This is a genomic window from Sphingomonas sp. FUKUSWIS1 (genome assembly GCF_000733135.1).
GTDB classification, from domain to species: domain Bacteria; phylum Pseudomonadota; class Alphaproteobacteria; order Sphingomonadales; family Sphingomonadaceae; genus Sphingomonas; species Sphingomonas aerolata.
Window position 1 is genome coordinate 1 of the sequence record NZ_JPJC01000139.1, and the last position, 3,312, is coordinate 3,312.

Genomic DNA, 3,312 nt, shown 5'->3' on the forward strand with positions numbered 1-3,312 from the left:
ATCGCCGCGGCCAGGCATTGACCAAGACGCTGTGGATCCAGCGACGCGAAGCTCTCGTCGAGAATCGTTGTGACGGTGGTCCAGGAAAGCCGCACCGAGCATGTGCTGGATGCATTGCGCGATCTCTCCGCACCGCGTGCGCAGGTCGTCCGCGATGGTGCGCGCCAGCACATCGCCGCGCGCGAGGTGGTGTGTGGCGATATCCTCGTGCTCGAACAGGGGGACCGGATCGCCGCCGATGCGCTGCTGTTCGACGCCGACGATCTCCAGACCGACGAGTCGCTCCTCACCGGCGAATCGCTGCCCGTGGGCAAGCTCCCGGCAGCGGATGCCGCCGCCGCGGAGCCCCGCCGCCCCGGTGGCGAAGGCCAACCCTTCGTCTATTCGGGCTCGCTCGTCACGCGCGGCAATGGGCTTGCACGCGTTCTCGCGATCGGGCCACGCACCGAGGTGGGACGGATCGGCCAGTCGCTGGCGAGGCTGGAGACCGAGGTACCGCGTTTGCGCCGCGAGACGACCCGGATCGTGACCTGGTGCGGGATCGGCGGCGGCGCGGTCGCGCTACTGGTCGTTTTGTTGTTCGGGCTGCTGCGCGGCGGCTGGATCGAGGCGCTGCTGGCCGGGATCGCGATCGGCATGGCGATGTTGCCGGAGGAGTTTCCCGTCGTCCTGACGGTGTTTCTGGCGATGGGGGCGTGGCGGATCGGCAAGGTCGGCGTGCTCACCCGCCGTGCGGCCGCGATCGAGACGCTGGGATCGGCCACGGTCCTGTGCACCGACAAGACGGGCACGCTGACCGAAAACCGCATGTCGGTCGCCGAGCTTTGGTTGCCCTCTTCCGCGACGCTCGTGCTCGCGGAGAATAGGCCGGTGACGCCTGGCTATCACGCGCTGCTCGCCACCGCCGCGCGCGCCAGTGCGATTGCGCCGAGCGACCCGATGGAGATCGCGATGCACGACGCGTGGTCCGCGGTCGTGGCGCGGTCGCCATCCACCGGAACGCTCGTCCACACCTATGCGCTGCGTCCCGAATTGTTGGCGATGTCGAACGTGTGGGACGACGGCGACGCGCTGCGTATCGCGGCCAAGGGCGCGCCCGAGGCGATCGCCAGCCTGTGCGCGCTTGCCCCGGATCAACACGCAGCGATGACCGCCGCGGTCGACGCCATGGCGGTGCGCGGCATTCGCGTCCTCGCCGTCGCGAGCGCGGCACCGCCGGATCGCGACTGGGCGCAAACGCAGCACGGCTATCGCTATCAATTGGTCGGGCTGGTCGGACTGGCCGATCCGATCCGCGCCAGTGTTCCGGGTGCGGTCGCCGAGTGTCGTCGCGCAGGAATCCGTGTCGTGATGATCACCGGCGATTATGCCGCGACCGCGCGCTCGATCGCGCGGCAGGCGGGAATCGCCGAGGGCGAGGTCCTGACCGGCGCGGACCTCACGACGCTCGACGATGCCCAGCTCGCGTCACAGCTGCCAGCTGTGACGGTGTTCGCGCGGATAATGCCCGAGCAGAAGCTGCGCATCGTCGACGCGTTCAGGGCCGCGGGCGAGATCGTCGCCATGACGGGTGACGGCGTCAACGACGCGCCCTCTCTCAAGGCCGCGCATATCGGTGTGGCGATGGGCAAGCGCGGGACGGACGTCGCGCGCGAAGCCGCCGCGATCATACTGATCGATGACGACTTCGGCGCGATCGTCCAATCGGTGAGGCTGGGCCGACGGATCTACGACAATATCCGCAAGGCGATGGCGTTCATCTTTGCGGTGCACGTGCCGATCGCCGGGCTCGCGCTGCTGCCGCTGTTCTTCGGCATGCCGATCCTGTTCGGGCCGATCCATATCGCCCTGCTCGAAATGGTGATCGATCCGGTCTGCACCCTCGTGTTCGAAGCCGAGCGGGACGAGGAAGACGTCATGCGCCGCCCGCCACGCGCGCCGTCCGAGGCGCTATTCTCCATGCCGATGATTGTCTGGAGTGTGTTCCAAGGCGGGCTAGCCTTCGCCATACTGGCGGCAGTGTTTCTAATCGAGCAAGCGGCCGGGATGCCAGAGCGCGAGCTTCGCGCGTTAATCTTCTTTGCGCTGATCGCCGAAATCCTCGCGCTGATCCTGGTCAACCGGTCGTTCAGCGCGTCGATGCGCGATGCGCTGGTCCGCCACAATGCAGCACTCCGCTATGTCGTCGCAGCGATTGCCTGCGTGACAGGTCTGATCCTGTTTCTGCCCCGTGCGCAGATGCTGCTGAAGTTCGGCTTGATCGCCTGGAGCGATATGACGCTGGCGCTCGGCATGGGCATCGGGCTGCTCGCCATACTCGAAGCGTGCAAGCCGCTGATCCGCAAGGCGACGCCGCGCAGGCGGAGCGATCCAGCCAGTCGAGCCCTTGTCGTGCAATGATCGACGCTTTTTCAGGCACAACCCCTCGCCGGCCTGCCCGTTTACCTTTGCTCTGTTGGGCAGACGAACCATCGGGGTTTTTTGGTCGATCGCTTTGCTTAGTGGCGCGCCTCTAAGCTGCAATCGCTAGGAGTTTCTGGAGTCGACCATGCTTGGCTGCTTGGGCCGGCGGTCAAACGCCGTGTACGCAGTTGTGACCACGGGGCGTTTGGATGCGATCAGATCTAGCGATGGGAGGCAGGATTGTCGGCTGACGGCAGCAGATCATTCGCGTCTGCGCTTCGCGAAAACGCCGGATGTCGTCGTTTCCTTCCCAGTCACCATACTCATGAGGACGTGGTGATCAGGGAGATGAGCGATTGTGCAAGGTCGGGTAGCGGGGGAGGATGCGCGAATGTCCAGGTTTGGGTCGTTCTCGCCGGTGCATATTCTGACACCACAGCTACGCGAAGAACGCGGCGACGTCGGTGGCACCGAAGACCGTTGGTTAACGGATTGCGACGTGTTCGATCGGGGGAACAGAGGAAGATCAAGCGGCATGGATCGTAATTCTGTGGGGAGGTTGGAGACGTGTTGACGGCGGTTCCCGGTCGGGGAGGATACCGTCCTAGCCGCCCTCTCCGCTCCAAGATCTCGCGCTGGAGCCTGCACGCCTGCCGGTACGCGAACTCGCGCGCTTGCATAATGCGGAACGCAAGGCAGTCGCGACCAGCACGCGGCCGCGACCGTGAAGGCGCTGGTGGCAGCGGTGGCGGCAAGCGGTATCGACATCGTCTATGCCGACACCTTTATCGCGAGAGGGTCTAACAGCTTACCGCAGTGTTCCCGGACGATTCGCTGAAGGCACAGGCGTTCGAGCGCATCCGTTCGCTGATCGACACCGTGGTGTTGAAACCGGAAAACGGCGTACTT

General features: G+C 65.4%; 1 protein-coding gene. It reads left to right on the forward strand.

Going from position 1 to position 3,312, the window contains the following annotated elements:
- Nucleotides 1-69: 69 nt before the first annotated feature.
- Nucleotides 70-2,400: a cation-translocating P-type ATPase gene (locus sphsw_RS09310; protein WP_235188343.1), complete on the forward strand. Its 2,331-nt coding sequence runs from the start codon at nucleotides 70-72 to the stop codon at nucleotides 2,398-2,400.
- Nucleotides 2,401-3,312: the final 912 nt, after the last annotated feature.